Genomic DNA, 13,476 nt, shown 5'->3' on the forward strand with positions numbered 1-13,476 from the left:
ATTATGGCTCTAAAAATAGTGAAGCAATTTGGTGTTTATGAATTAGAAGGAGTTTTAAATACTCAAAATAAAGAAGCTTTTAAAAACTATTTTAGTTTAGTTTTAGAAAATTCAACATTTATTAAAATGTCTATTAATAAAATTAAAGATATTGATGTTTCTGTAATTAAATTTATTTCATCATTTCATAAAGAAGTTAAAAATAAAAAGAAAGTATTATTTATTGTAGGTTTAAAAAACAAGCAATTAGTTCAACTTTTTAAAAAAGAAATGATAACAACATATTAATATTTATGAATATAGGAGCGCTTAAAACATTAATTTTTTCAAGAAAATTAACTTCAGAACAATTTTTCATGTTATCCATATTGTTGGTTAATGGAGGTAATTACATCTATAATTTATTGTTGGGTAGAATATTAGGACCAGCAGAGTTTTCGGATGCTGCAATTTTAATTACTTTTTTATTAGTATTATCATTTGTTGGGATGACATTTCAAATTGTAGCTGCAAAATATGCGGTTTTATATGAAAATGAAAAACTACAGGCTTTTTTGAAATTTATTACAAAGTACGCAACGTATTTTGGAATTGGGTTTGCTGTTTTAATTGTAATTTTTAATAAACAATTACAAAATGTATTTCATACTGAAACATCATCAATGTTTTGGATATTTGCAATAGGATTGCCATTATATTTTTTAATGAGTGTTAATAGAGGTCTATACCAAGGTAAAAACTCCTTAAAAATGCTTGCATATACATATAAGACCGAAATGGCAAGTAGGCTTATAATTACAGTTGCAGCTATTTTATTATTTCCTCTTTTTCCTTCATCAATAATAATTGCTATAGGTATTGTTATTTCTTTTGTTTTTGGGTTGTTTCCTTTTCAAAAAACAATTGTTAAAGCGATAAAAACTACGCATGTAAAGTTACCAGAATCTAAAAGTATTATGATATTTTTTGGTTTAACGGCTTTTTATGAGCTAACTCAAATAATAATAAATAATAGCGATATTATTTTAGTAAAACATTATTTTGATAACGAACAAGCTGGTTTATATGCATCTTTAGCTTTAATAGGTAGAGTTGTATATTTTGTAGCCTGGATGTTTGTAATGTTGTTATTGCCTAAAGTAATTCAACTAAAAAAGGATGGTGAAAACACATTGCCAATACTAATGAAATATGTTGGTTATATATTTATTCTATCTACTGTAATTGTAATATTTACTTGGTTGTTTCCTGAGTTTGTAGTTAGGTTAATGTTCGGATCACAGTATTTGTCAATTTCATTTTTATTATGGAAATATGCTTTGGCAACATCTATATTTGCTATAGCTAATATATTTTCATATTACTTTTTGTCTATAGATAGATATATACCAGTAATAGTATCTGCAATATTAGGCTCAACACAAATAGTGTTGATTGTATTTTTTCATGAAACATTAGAACAAGTTGTTTTAATGCAAATATGTGCAATGGTAGCATTGTTGTTTTTTCAATTATGTTATTTCTTTTATTACCATTTTCAAACCACTCGTCGAAACTAAATTGTTTTTTATCGAAGATTATTTAAAACGTATTTATTCATTATTAAATTTGAAATATAAGTAATCAAAAAAAAATAAAAATGAAAATAGCAATTGTAACAGCATTTCCACCTAGCAAAGTAACATTAACAGAATATGGTTACCATTTAGTAAAGCATTTTGCAATAAAAGAAGAAGTAACTGAAATTGTTTTAATTACGGACCATACTTTGGAAGAAAAGCAATTAGATTTCCCTACAAACAATTGTAAAATAACTGTAAAAGACTGCTGGGAATTTAATAGTTATAAAAATGTGTTTAGTATTTATAAAACCATTAATAAAGAAAAGCCTGATGCTGTTTTATTTAATCTTCAATTTATGAAATTTGGAGATAAAAAAATACCAGCTGCTTTAGGGTTATTGTTACCAATGTTATTAAAATTAAAAGGAATACCTAATATAGTTTTATTACATAATATACTAGAGCAGGTAGATTTGGATAGTGCTGGATTTACTAGTAGTAAATTAATGCAAAAAATATATAATTTTATTGGTACTACACTAACAAAATTTGTTCTTCAGGCAGATTATGTTGCGGTAACTATTAGTAAATATGTTGATATTTTAAAGAGTAAATATAATCATGATAATGTTGTGCTTATTCCTCACGGAGCTTTTGAAACTCCGCCAGAACCTAGTTATGTTTTGCCTAAAGGACCAAAACAAATTATGACATTTGGGAAGTTTGGTACTTATAAAAAGGTTGAAATTATGATTGAAGCTGTTAAAGAAATTAGAAAAAGAACAAATGAAGATTTAGAAATTGTAATTGCAGGTACCGATAGTCCAAATACGCCAGGTTATTTAAATGCTGTTAAAGAAAAATATAAAGATGTTCCAAATATTAGATTTACGGGTTATGTAGAAGAAGAAGATGTGCCAGTAATATTTAACGATAGTGCGGTTGTAGTATTTCCATACACATCAACAACGGGAAGTTCTGGAGTCTTACACCAAGCAGGTAGTTACGGTAAAGCTGTTGTTTTACCAAATTTAGGAGATTTAGCTATTCTAGTGAAAGAAGAAGGTTACAGAGGTGAATTTTTTGAACCAACAGATCATATGTCATTAGCTAATGCAATAGAAAGTATTGTTGTAAATGAAGAGCATAGAATTAATTTAGGTAAACTAAATTATAAGGCAGCTTGTTCATTACCTATGGGGAAAATTGTAGATATGTATTTATCTCATTTTAATACAATTATTGATTGTAAAAAATCTAAAAAACAATTAATAGGTAATATATGAAAACGAAGGTTTTTCATCCCCATTTTCATTAATAAAGCCAAAATATTTTTGTTTGGTTTTTCTCCAAGGTAGAATCCCAGCAACTGATGTAGGAATAGATTTAAAATCATACAAACTCCAAGACATAAATGCAAGGGAATCTTTTTTTAAGTTTTCTTGCATTTTTTTATGGTAATTGGCTTGCTGCGTTTCACCGCCTCTAAAAGCATTCCAAACTCCATTGTATGATGAAAGTCCAAATTCTTGTAAAACAAGAGGTTTACCAAATGTGTTTTGCTTTAGTAGTTTTATATCAGAGCTAAAGTTTTCAATTTGTTTATAGTAATGATACGATACAAAATCTACTTTGGTTGCTAAATTTACCGCAACTTCAGGAGAAGACCATCCAATGGTAATTAAATGGTTAGGATCAAACTTTTTTACTTCAACAATCATTTGATTTAACCAACTACATACAACTTCCTTATTTCTACTTTCAAAATCTAAATCTGGTTCATTTTTAATATCCCATGCTAAAATTGCTTTATGGTTTTTAAAGAATGATACAATTTGCTCAGCATGTCTATGGGTTAAAGTCCAATTCATTAATGAGTAATCACCATAAAAATCAAATAAAGTTACAACTACTTTTAGATCTAGTTTTTCAGCAGTGTCTAATACCATTTTTAATTTTTCAATTTTGTTGTACGGTACATGGGCTTTTCCAAAATCTTCATATTGAAGAAAAATTCGAATGCTATTTAATTTTGAATCTTTAATGATCTTTAAATCCTTTTCAATAACATGAATATCAAAATTTTCACCAAACATATTCCAGGGTGTATTTTGTGGATAGTAATTAATACCTTTTGTAATAAAAGGTATGTTATTAACTATAATGTTTGAACCTTGGATATAAGCAAAAGGAGTCGTTTTTTCTGAAGCTATATTTGATGGATTTGGTTTTTTTATTTTGTGTCTAATTCTCCAAAAACCATCTTCTAGTAATAGTAATAATTGGTAAGAGCTTGTATCTGTCTCCGTAAATATTAACTCTTTATTTTTATATGTTTTTTGATGCTCTATAACATTATCATCGCTTATTACGGCTAAGGTTCCATCTTCACTATAAAAATCTAATTTAGGCTCATGATTTAATGTTGTAGATTCAATAGTTATATGTTCTTTTTTATTAAGTTTTATAGTTTCATAAATATGAACTCGAGCACTATCTGTATAAAAATCTTCAATACCATAAGGATCATTGGTGGCATAGGCTATGTTTGTTATATACCAAGATTTTAAATAATTATCTTCAATTGAATTTAATGCTTCATCAGATATTGGTCTACCCGGATTATCTAAACTAGACCAAGTAGTTTTAGGTAAATAAATATCAACACTTTTAATCTCAGTATGCAACATGGTACTTCTATCAGCACCAGTTTTTAAATAACCTAAAACTGAGCTAGCTCCATATAATATAAATGCATTAACAGCTACAAAGGTTAATATTAAAATACCTCTGTATATATTTTTATTTATTGAGTTTCGCATAATTTATTTGATCAATATTTTTTGAAACACCTAAAGCTTTTATTTTAAAAGAATAACTATCTTCTTTATAAAACTCTGATGAAATATAGAATTTTACAAAGCCTTTAAAAGATGTTGACGATTTTGTTTCTACGAGTTTATTTTTTGAATAAATATGCAGTTTTACCAAGGCGCCATCCGGTATTAGTTGATCCATAAAACTTAGTAATGGACCAACGGTGATTTTTCTGTTTTCTTCTGAAAACGTGACATCAAAATCATCAATAATTGCTTTAAATGCTAATTGTATGGTATTACTTTCTGCCAAACCATTAACATATCCTTTTATTCTCCATAAATCTTTATGATCTGGGTGTAGAATTTTTGCTTTTGCGATACCATTTAAAGTGCTAGATCTAGTTTTTAAAACTATATTTTTGCTGTTTCTTATATTGAATTCAACCAAAGTACCATCACTTATAATATTGCCAAATTCATCTTTTATTTCAGAAGTAATTAATTCGGTTAATTCATTTCCATCAGCAAAGTTATGGCTGCTATTTGCATGAATTAAAAAATTGATAGGGTTAGAAGGGAAAATAACGGTTGTTAATTCGTTAGTTGTTGTGTTGTTTGAAGAGGAGGAAATATGTAAAGCTCCCGATTTTTCTCGACTCGTAATATTTTGCCAAGCAATTAAATTATTAGTTTTAAGTTCTGTGTATTCAATATTATCTAAAAATTGGACATGACTTTTAACTGCTGAATTTTGTGGTAAAGGATTGTCAAATTTATCAGTAGGTATAATTACAAGCATTGTATAATCTCTATTTCCTGCCTGAATACTTCTTGGACCTAAATAAGTTTCAACTAAGTTTTTTGTTGGTACATTTGGAATAATTTCAATATAGTTTTTTGCAATTATTTCTCCATTCAATATTAAACTCCAATTAATTATTCCTGCTTTCTTTGAAAATACGTCAGGAATGTTAAAAGTTATATTGTTTTTAATAATAGGGGATAAAAGAGTTCTGCTATAAGCACTTTTAATATATAATGAAGGGCTATTTAAAGTATTGTTACTTGTAAATGAAATTGAAACATTAGTGCCAGCAATAAAATTTTTAGTGGTTGTAATTAACTTATAATTGTTTTCAGCCTGCGCAATTTGAGCGTAGCTAGAGGTAAGCACTAAAAAAAGTACTACAATAAATAATATGTTTTTAGTTTTTTTCATTAATTAGGATTACCAACATAACTATTAAGTTCAATTTTAATAAATTGAAATTCATTTGAACTTTTAAGCTCCTGTAATTGTTCTTTTAAATGATTTAGATTTCTATTTGGTACAACTTTTTCTGAAATAGATTTATTAGGTAAGCCATTTACAAAACAATTTTTTAGACTACTATTTATAACCTCAATACTATCATTTTTTTGCAACGGATAATCAAAATATTGTTTACGTTGCACTCTAACACCTTCTCGTAAAAATTGATGTTCTACCCAAATAATTTCTTTATCTTTATTGTAATATGAAACTATTAATTGCGGAATTGTAACTTCTTGTATTCCATAATTAAACAAAGTTCCTTCAATATGTTCATCATCAATCTCTAAATTGGTAATGGCTATTTTTTTGTATAAATCTGTGATGGCTACATTACCTGCGCATTGCAAGTTGAATTTTGTTGGTTGATGCTCTAAAGTAATTGGGGAAAACTCGTGAGGGTTAAAAGTTTCGGGAACTTTCTCATTAGGATTCAACCAGGCAATACCTTCAAAATCTAATCTAAAACTAGTTACTTCCTTAGGTAAAAGCTTATGTTTTATAACGTATTTGGCATTAAAAGTTGAAACTTCAATATTTTCATCGGTATATAATGTTCCTTTTAAAACAACATCAGCAGGAACATTATCAATATTTTGTATTTCACCAACTATTGAGTATTGATCTTTGTATTTTATTAAAGAAGCATTCAATATTTCTAAAACAGGTTGTTTTAAAATATCTTCGTGATGAGTTTGTTGCGTTGTAATTCGCCTTCTACCATGATTATAATATTCAGGTATATTGTCTGAAAATAATTGATCAGGTGGTATATCTAAATCATACGAACTAGGTTTTACATACCATTTGTTTTTTACTTTTATAAGTTCATGTTTATAGGTTTTATCTATAACCTCTAATGGAGTAACCCATTGAGTATTCGCAATAATTTTAGCAGTGTTTTCTGTTTGTTCAACAATATTTACATTTATAGAATCTAGTTTTGCATATGAGCTTAAAATTCCATCGGTTACTGAAACTTCCAGCATATACTGTGAAATAGTAATATCACTATCAGGATCTAAATAAGAATGTGCTCTTTCAAATTCTTTAAAATCTAATGCATCATAATACGCATTAACAACATTTTCGGGACTTAATTGAGTTGTATTTTTAACATAGAATAAATACATTCCAAAAAAGAAAATAGCTATTAAAAATAAGGCCCAAACATGTAATATGATAATTAGGTATTTAGAAAAATTACTATAATCGGTTTTAAATCTTAAAAAAGGAGGTGATTCTTTAATTTTTATTTTTAAAGTTTGATACCAAACCATTTGAATATTTAAAATAAACGCAATTACAACAGTAAGCAGAGGTATTATTCCCCACATTAATTTTAAAAATTTAGGTACATCATCTTTCGGTAAAATTTTGGAGAGTGGCGGTACATTTAATTTTTCCCATACCATAATTCCATTTTCAAGTTGCCGCAATCTTTGCCAACCACAGAAGTAGAGTATGGGGTCGTAAAATTTATCGTTTGAAAAGACATACTTTAAATTGTATTTTTCTGGAACAGTTAAAAATTGTTGTAAACTTCCAATTCCTTCAATTCCTCTAAACTTAGAATTTTCTAGTCTTTCAACAGCTCTAGTTGTTAATTCAGGAAGTCTTCTTGCCGAGTGGTAATTTCCATCTACGGTCATAGCATTTGTTTGTGCAGATAGCCAAGCAATTTGATCTCCAAACCCCAAAGGTAAAAAACGCCAATGGTCATGTTGATCTTGACTTAGGAAATTTAAAATGGGTAGCATTTTAATTTCTTGCGGTTGAGAAGGTCTAAAATATCCTAAAGTAATTGTAAATGCAGTAATAATTATAAATAAACCGGCAAGTGAAGCTCCTAATATACGATGATATACAGCGCCAAATTTTGATTGAAGTTTATCTTTTAAATCACCTTCAATAAATCTATAGGTAAACTCACCAAACATTGGTATTGCCATTATTGAGGCCCACAATGTAAACCTATCTAATGTTAAAATATTAAAAGCGGTTTCACCTAACATTTTTAAAGGAATAGGAGTTGTACCTCCAGTACCTAAAACAGAAAGTAATGTAAATGATAAACCAAAAAACAAGTATCTTTTTGAATAATATCTATAGTAAATATAAGGAAGTATAAAAAGTAAAATTCCCCAAGGAATTATAAAAAATACTAACCCTGATGAGGTTACTTCTAAAAAATTATCTCTACTTCCGTGCGGAATAGGAACTTGTGTAATTGGGTTTGCTTTGGAATTTACCCAGTAGGGTAGAATACAAAAAATTATAACTAATAATGAAAGTCCTCCAAAACCAATAATTCGTTTAAATAGTTGAAAAAAGGACCTTAAAAATATTTTAAAGGTAACTTCTTTCATTGAGTTTACTTGATCTCTTGAATGGTCCATAATTACCATACCAATTAATGGGAAAATAAAAAAGATCATTCCAAAAATAGGAGTAACATGATGAGATGTAACGGTTACCGCTAATAATGAAATAGAAGTAAACAGGTATTTGTATTTACCTGTTTTTATCCATAAATAAATTTCGGGTAAACAGTGCATTAGTATTGAAACTCCAATAATACTGGGAAGTTGACCAAAAATATGTAAGGTTTCAACAAAGGAAGAGGATAATGTAGCTAATATGGCAGCATAACCAGCTGCTTTTCTATTTGCAGTAATAAGTAATGAAAATCTATAGGAGCCAGTTATAAACAGTATAATAGCTATTAAGGCAACCGTAAACATTCCAAATTTTAATCCTCCAATGTATGACAGAATTGCAATTGATTGGTGTACCAAAGGTGGGTATCCCATAACAGTAAAACCGGTATACCATTTATAACTCCAAGGTTCAAACCAACTATTTGAGTAATGTTCAGCAAAAAATAAATGTATTAGCGCATCATAAGTACCTTCTAACGTAAAAAAAATTGTTGTACCATGAAAAATAACACCAATAAGAAGCGCTACTATTAAGTATTTATTTGTTTTTTCCTGCATTTAAAAAGTAAATATTTTTTAATTGTAAATATAAATAAATTGTATAGTTGTTCAATTTTATTTATCGTTATAAAACAACCATTCATCTGAATAAAAGCTTTTTTCAACTAAAAAATAATTTAATTAAAGCTTTAGTGAATACTTTTATAACAGAAATTAAAATAATAATTATGAAGATATTAGCTATTGATGACCAGCAATTAATTTTATTACCACTTCAAAAGAGATTAGAAGAACTAGGATATGAAGTTAAGACAGAAATAAATGTAAAAGATGGTATTGCAACATTTAATTCATTTAAACCTGATTTGGTAATAGTTGATATGAATATGCCTGATGAATCTGGATTGGAAGTTGTTAAATTTATTAGAATTGAAAAAGAATTAACAACTCCTATTATGGTACTTTCAGGAAATACCAATGATGACTTAATTACTGAAAATTATGAGCTTGGTATAGATGATTATATGAAAAAGCCACTAAGCTTAAATGAAATTTGTGCTCGTATTAAGCGAATGATAGGTGTTCCTAAAAATAGTAATAAAATTAATAAACCCGATAATGTAATTATACAACAAAGATGTGTTGGTGTTGTTATTCCTTGTTATAATGAAGAAGAAAGATTATTAAGTGATGATTTTTTAAGTTTTGTAGATAAACATTCTGGATATCACTTATGTTTTGTAAATGATGGAAGTAAAGATAAAACATTAGATGTTTTAAATAAATTGAAAAAAGGACGTGAAAGTTATATTACTGTTTATGATTGTGAACAGAATGGAGGTAAAGCTGAGGCGGTAAGACTTGGGATGTTGCATATGGCAGAAAAAGAAGATTTAGATTATATTGGCTTTTTAGATGCTGATTTATCAACTGATTTGTCTGATTTTGATGATTTAGTTTCAACTATTGAAAAATCTAAATTTAAAATAGTAAGTGGATCTAGAATGAGTAGGATGGGGGCAAACATTACTAAAGAGTCTGCTAGAAAAATAATTAGTTTAACTATAAACTTTATAATCAGAAAAATTTTAAAAATGGATTTTAACGATACGCAATGTGGCGCTAAAATATTCCATAAAGATGTTATTAAAATAGCTTTCGATAAAAAATTTTTAACGAAATGGTTATTTGATGTTGAAATTTTTATAAGAATTAGAAAACATTTTGGATTGGATAAAGCAAAAGAAATATTATGTGAACAACCTCTTAAAAGATGGATTCACGCAGATGGATCTAAACTATCTATGAAAGATTCTATTAAAATTATTGGGCAATTGGGGCAAATAGCTTGGGTGCTTAGATAGTGATTTTATAATTTACATTTATGATATAAAAAAACAGCTATTTAGCTGTTTTTTTTTGTTTTAACTGAATAACTAAGCTCATTCTAATTAAATAATTTTGAAGAAAAGTATAATCTTTTTTGTTGTTTAATTACTTTATATACATTAATTAAGTCGTGTTTTTAGAGTTATAAAATTTATCATTTTTTATTTATCTAAACAAATTTACCATTCATCGACATAGAAGATCTTACCAACTAAAATAATATAATTGAGTCATTTGTAATCATATTTTTGAGGTGTAATTAACTAAATATATGAAAAAAATGAATTTTTATAAACAATTATTAATTGTAGGTTTTTTAGCTTTAATGTTGTCATGTTCTCAAGAGGGTGAAGAGATATTTAAACCTATATTAGAATCAAAAGTATCTTATACTAAACTTGAGAATGAAATTCTTAAACGAGTAAATATTCATAGAGATAGTATTGGTTTAAACAAATTGGAAAAATTAGATTTAGTATCAGCGATAGCTTTATCTCATTCAAAATATATGGTTGAAAAAGGAAAAGTAAGTCACGATAATTTTTCAAATCGATATGAGAATTTAATTGTTAATGCAGATGCTAAATTTGTAGGTGAGAATGTTGCTTTTGGTTTTGATTCTGCTAAAGGTGTTGTTTATTCTTGGTTGAAAAGTAATGTTCACAGAGCCGTAATTGAAAATCCTAATTTTACGCATTTTGGGATATCCACAGAAAAAAATATTAAAGAGAGAAATTATTTTACTCAAATTTTCATTGAAAAATAATTAAATAAACAAAAAAATAATGAGTATAGGAATTGTAATAGCTTTGAGTAATATAGAAAAATCTGTAGACATTGATCTAATTGAAGAGTTTTTTAAGACAAATAAAAATATTTATATTTGTTTTGTAAATAATGGTAGTACAGACAATACTTTAGATGTTTTAAAATTATGCGAAAAAAAATTTGCAGGTAGATTAAGCATTGTTTCAATTAAAAATAATAAAGGAAATGAAGCTGCTTTAAAAATAGGTTTTAGATTTTTATCTAATAAATTGAAATTTTCAAGTATAAGTTTTTCTACCCAGTTCAATTTTAATGAATTAAATTCTACCGCTCAGTTTCAAAGAGATATCTTAGCCTTAAATTAGTTAAAATAATTGTTTTTGTTATACTCATTGTTTTAAGTAAAATTATATATAAAAATAATAAATTATAAAAATAAATATGAATTTAGTTACACATGTTGTTTTAACAGGAGGAGTTGGAAGCAGGTTATGGCCACTGTCTAGAAAAAGTAGGCCAAAGCAGTATTTAGAAATGTTTAATGAAACATCTTTGTTTGAAATGGTTATTGAAAGAAATGCTACCATAGCAGATAAATTAATGGTTGTTGGTAATAATGCCAATTGCCATTTAAGCAGAGAGGTTATAGAAAAGACTAATACAAAATATATTGATATTATAGAATCAGTACCCAGAAATACAGCTGCGGCTATTGCTTTTGCCTCTTTTGCTTCAAACCCAGATGACATTCTTTTAGTTACTCCTTCAGATCATGTAATAAAAGGCTCTATAACTTATAAAGATGCGGTTTTAGATGCTATTGTAAAAGCTCAACAAGGTTTTATAGTAACTTTTGGAATTGTGCCTACAAAGCCAGAAACAGGTTATGGTTACATAGAACATAAAGATGATAATGTACTTTCTTTTAGAGAAAAACCAACTCAAAATGTGGCACAAGATTTTATTGAAAAGGGAAATTTTTTATGGAATAGTGGTATGTTTTGTTTTAAGGCAAGTGTTATGCTTGAAGAAATTAAACGTTTTACACCAGAAATATATGAAAGTGCTAAAATAGCTTGGGAGAAAAATAAAAATGGATTATTAGATTTAGATTTATCAATGGCTATTCCTTCCATTAGTATTGATTATGCTGTGATGGAAAAAAGCACTAAAATGAAAGTGGTAGCGGCTAATTTTGATTGGTCAGATTTGGGTTCATTTGAAGCTGTGTACGATTATTTAATATCGCAAAATCATCCTGTAGATGAGAATGGAAACATGGTAATTGGTTCTGATTTATATACTGCATTTGTAGGAGTTAAAGATTCTATATTTGTTCATACACCAACGGCAAATTTAATTTTACAAAAAGAAGCATCGCAAAATATTAAACAATTATATAATAGGTTAGAAGAAGAAGGTTCGGATTTGTTAAATTAAAATATGATAAAAAGGATAATTGAAAGTAACAACTTTATATATTAATGAAAGAATATTAAAAACTTTTTTGTTTGTAATGAAGTTATTAAATATTTGATATTCCAAAAACTGTTGTTTAAAAAAATTGCCTCACTTTAATTTACTAATAAAATGAGGCAATTTTTATATATTGATTTTATATTTTTTTTTGATTAATAAAAACTATAAAATCTACTATTATTTCTTCTTCTTGAAAATCTTAAATCATAAAAATCAAATAGTATAAATATTTCAAAATAATTATAACTTACACCTGTGAGTTGTTTACTAGCAACTTCAAACGAGTAATTAGCACCTATTTCTAATTGGTTTAAAAATATACTAGCGGATGTACCTAATGTTGTAAGACTAGCACTTTCATAATTATTAACATGTTGATTAAAACCAATTGAAAAATCATCTAAAATAGCTTCTTGGTATAAATCTACTCTAGATTTATTGCCTTGCTTGTTTACAGAACCGTATAAAAACAGAAAAGAGTCTGTTGGTAAAAAACCTCTTCTAAAAGGATTTAAATCTATTTCGTAACCAGCTTGTAAGCCAATTAGGATATCTGTATTTTCATCGTAGTCATCATTTAAAGAAGTGTTGGGTTTATTTAAATGTTTTAAGTTAAATCCAAAAAACATATTACGGCTATTGTGTATATGAGCACCAACACCCAAATCAAAATAACTTATTCCACTATTAGCATTTACAGGATCAATTGATAAACCAGAAATATTTCCTGTTAACACATTAATTTGATCTTCAAATACAAGAGCTGAAAAGTCTAATCTATTATTTCCATACCCTGCAGAAATTGAAGAATTTAATACCCAATCATATGATAAATTAGTTTTATAGATGTAATGTAAATTAGCTTGAGTTGATGTATATCCTAAAGTTGAAATTTTAAAAAGATTAACATCAAAGGCAAGGGAGAAACCATAGTCTTCCAAATATGTTGAACCAAAGGCTAAACTATTTTCAATATTACTATCACTATTAAAAACTTTTTGAGTTGCATAAGCAACACCAGTGTGAGATATCTCATCAAAACCATAAAAACTAGGGTTTACAGTTCCAAATAATTTATTTTGATTTGAGTATATATATTCTTGTCCGTACACTGTAATGCTCAGGAAACAGATAGTTAAAATACTGATTATATGTTTTTTTACCATTATATTCTTTATTTTTTAATGACTAAATTGAATTGATAA

The 13,476-nt window shown here is 27.3% G+C and carries 11 protein-coding genes; 7 read left to right on the forward strand and 4 right to left on the reverse strand.

Going from position 1 to position 13,476, the window contains the following annotated elements:
- The first annotated feature begins 3 nt into the window (after positions 1–3).
- The 3 genes from DAD81_RS06405 (at position 4) to DAD81_RS06415 (ending at position 2,848) form a co-directional block, all read left to right on the forward strand.
- Positions 4–288, forward strand: coding sequence for an STAS domain-containing protein (locus DAD81_RS06405; RefSeq protein ID WP_157961089.1), 285 nt, complete (start codon positions 4–6; stop codon positions 286–288).
- A 5-nt stretch (positions 289–293) separates the two neighbouring features.
- Positions 294–1,559 carry an oligosaccharide flippase family protein gene (locus tag DAD81_RS06410; protein ID WP_111707427.1) on the forward strand — a complete coding sequence of 422 codons (1,266 nt, stop codon included), beginning with the start codon at positions 294–296 and terminating at the stop codon, positions 1,557–1,559.
- A gap of 80 nt (positions 1,560–1,639) precedes the next feature.
- Positions 1,640–2,848, forward strand: a complete 1,209-nt coding sequence (locus DAD81_RS06415) for a glycosyltransferase (RefSeq protein ID WP_111707428.1) — start codon at positions 1,640–1,642, stop codon at positions 2,846–2,848.
- Here DAD81_RS06415 and DAD81_RS06420 read toward each other — a convergent pair.
- Genes DAD81_RS06420 through DAD81_RS06430 form a run of 3 tightly spaced genes read right to left on the reverse strand, consistent with a single transcriptional unit; the run spans position 2,831 to position 8,692 of the window.
- Positions 2,831–4,384: a glycoside hydrolase family 2 TIM barrel-domain containing protein gene (locus tag DAD81_RS06420; protein WP_111707429.1), complete on the reverse strand. Its 1,554-nt coding sequence runs from the start codon at positions 4,382–4,384 to the stop codon at positions 2,831–2,833. The genes DAD81_RS06415 and DAD81_RS06420 overlap by 18 nt on opposite strands.
- Positions 4,365–5,600, reverse strand: coding sequence for a hypothetical protein (locus DAD81_RS06425; RefSeq protein ID WP_111707430.1), 1,236 nt, complete (start codon positions 5,598–5,600; stop codon positions 4,365–4,367). Before DAD81_RS06425 ends, DAD81_RS06420 begins: the two co-directional genes overlap by 20 nt.
- Positions 5,600–8,692 carry a hypothetical protein gene (locus tag DAD81_RS06430; RefSeq protein WP_111707431.1) on the reverse strand — a complete coding sequence of 1,031 codons (3,093 nt, stop codon included), beginning with the start codon at positions 8,690–8,692 and terminating at the stop codon, positions 5,600–5,602. The genes DAD81_RS06425 and DAD81_RS06430 overlap by 1 nt, the downstream gene beginning before the upstream one ends.
- A gap of 170 nt (positions 8,693–8,862) precedes the next feature.
- On the opposite strand from DAD81_RS06430, the gene DAD81_RS06435 reads away from it, so the two are divergent.
- The 4 genes from DAD81_RS06435 (at position 8,863) to DAD81_RS06450 (ending at position 12,232) form a co-directional block, all read left to right on the forward strand.
- Complete coding sequence (locus tag DAD81_RS06435; RefSeq protein WP_111707432.1) at positions 8,863–9,999, forward strand: response regulator; 1,137 nt, start codon at positions 8,863–8,865, stop codon at positions 9,997–9,999.
- 305 nt (positions 10,000–10,304) lie between these two features.
- Positions 10,305–10,790, forward strand: a complete 486-nt coding sequence (locus DAD81_RS06440; protein ID WP_157961090.1) for a CAP domain-containing protein — start codon at positions 10,305–10,307, stop codon at positions 10,788–10,790.
- Positions 10,791–10,809: 19 nt separating this feature from the next.
- Positions 10,810–11,157 carry a glycosyltransferase gene (locus DAD81_RS06445; RefSeq protein WP_111707434.1) on the forward strand — a complete coding sequence of 116 codons (348 nt, stop codon included), beginning with the start codon at positions 10,810–10,812 and terminating at the stop codon, positions 11,155–11,157.
- 76 nt (positions 11,158–11,233) lie between these two features.
- Positions 11,234–12,232 (forward strand): mannose-1-phosphate guanylyltransferase, encoded by a 999-nt coding sequence (locus DAD81_RS06450; protein ID WP_111707435.1) that lies wholly within the window; start codon positions 11,234–11,236, stop codon positions 12,230–12,232.
- Positions 12,233–12,423: 191 nt separating this feature from the next.
- Here DAD81_RS06450 and DAD81_RS06455 read toward each other — a convergent pair whose 3' ends face one another.
- Positions 12,424–13,437, reverse strand: a complete 1,014-nt coding sequence (locus DAD81_RS06455) for a type IX secretion system membrane protein PorP/SprF (RefSeq protein WP_111707436.1) — start codon at positions 13,435–13,437, stop codon at positions 12,424–12,426.
- Positions 13,438–13,476 lie beyond the last annotated feature (39 nt).

The organism is Lutibacter citreus (assembly GCF_003260195.1).
Taxonomy (GTDB): Bacteria; Bacteroidota; Bacteroidia; order Flavobacteriales; family Flavobacteriaceae; genus Lutibacter; species Lutibacter citreus.

Excerpts from the sequence above, each read along its gene's own strand:
- DAD81_RS06420 (WP_111707429.1), bottom strand. The coding sequence starts at position 4,384 with ATGCGAAACTCAATAAATAAAAATATATACAGAGGTATTTTAATATTA.
- DAD81_RS06440 (WP_157961090.1), top strand. The coding sequence starts at position 10,305 with ATGAATTTTTATAAACAATTATTAATTGTAGGTTTTTTAGCTTTAATG.
- DAD81_RS06415 (WP_111707428.1), top strand. The coding sequence starts at position 1,640 with ATGAAAATAGCAATTGTAACAGCATTTCCACCTAGCAAAGTAACATTA.
- DAD81_RS06450 (WP_111707435.1), top strand. The coding sequence starts at position 11,234 with ATGAATTTAGTTACACATGTTGTTTTAACAGGAGGAGTTGGAAGCAGG.
- DAD81_RS06455 (WP_111707436.1), bottom strand. The coding sequence starts at position 13,437 with ATGGTAAAAAAACATATAATCAGTATTTTAACTATCTGTTTCCTGAGC.
- DAD81_RS06435 (WP_111707432.1), top strand. The coding sequence starts at position 8,863 with ATGAAGATATTAGCTATTGATGACCAGCAATTAATTTTATTACCACTT.
- DAD81_RS06445 (WP_111707434.1), top strand. The coding sequence starts at position 10,810 with ATGAGTATAGGAATTGTAATAGCTTTGAGTAATATAGAAAAATCTGTA.
- DAD81_RS06430 (WP_111707431.1), bottom strand. The coding sequence starts at position 8,692 with ATGCAGGAAAAAACAAATAAATACTTAATAGTAGCGCTTCTTATTGGT.
- DAD81_RS06405 (WP_157961089.1), top strand. The coding sequence starts at position 4 with ATGGCTCTAAAAATAGTGAAGCAATTTGGTGTTTATGAATTAGAAGGA.
- DAD81_RS06425 (WP_111707430.1), bottom strand. The coding sequence starts at position 5,600 with ATGAAAAAAACTAAAAACATATTATTTATTGTAGTACTTTTTTTAGTG.
- DAD81_RS06410 (WP_111707427.1), top strand. The coding sequence starts at position 294 with ATGAATATAGGAGCGCTTAAAACATTAATTTTTTCAAGAAAATTAACT.